This window comes from Maribellus luteus, assembly GCF_003576475.1.
In the GTDB taxonomy this organism is placed as follows: domain Bacteria; phylum Bacteroidota; class Bacteroidia; order Bacteroidales; family Prolixibacteraceae; genus Draconibacterium; species Draconibacterium luteum.
Map to the genome: position 1 here is coordinate 1 of NZ_QWGR01000159.1, position 594 is coordinate 594.

Sequence of the window (594 nt, forward strand, 5' to 3'; positions counted from 1 at the left end):
CCTTCAAGCCGTGGCGCGAGGCCAAGGCCATCGCCGACGGGCCGTCGATCCTGAGATATGTTCGCGAAACGGCCGCTGAGCACGGCGTCGACCGTCACATCCGCTTTCGCCATCACGTCAAGCGCGCCGCCTGGTCGTCGGCCGACTCGCGCTGGACCGTCGAGGCCGAGCGGGGGCCGGACAAGGAGATCGTCCGCTTCACCTGCGGCTTCCTGTTCATGTGCAGCGGCTATTACGACTACGAAGAGGGTCACGCCCCGACGTGGCCCGAGATGGACAGGTTCCAGGGCCGCATCGTCCATCCGCAGCATTGGCCAAACGATCTTTCGTATGCGGGAAAGCGTGTGGTGGTGATCGGTAGCGGGGCCACGGCCGTCACGCTTGTGCCCGCGATGGCAGGCACCGCGCAGCATGTGACGATGCTGCAGCGCTCGCCTACTTACATCGTCTCGCGGCCCGAAGAGGATGCCTTGGCCAACACGTTGCGTCGCTGGCTGCCGTCTGGTCTCGCTCACCGGCTGGTGCGCACGAAGAACGTGCTGCTGACGATGTACTTCTACAGCCTCGCGCGTCGCAAGCCGAAGGCATTCAAAG

1 protein-coding gene is annotated in these 594 nt (G+C 64.8%); it reads left to right on the plus strand.

Annotated elements, in window-relative coordinates; translation table 11 throughout:
• A partial coding sequence (locus D1614_RS28400) for a flavin-containing monooxygenase (RefSeq protein WP_147384396.1) occupies positions 1 to 594 on the plus strand: 594 nt, incomplete at both ends.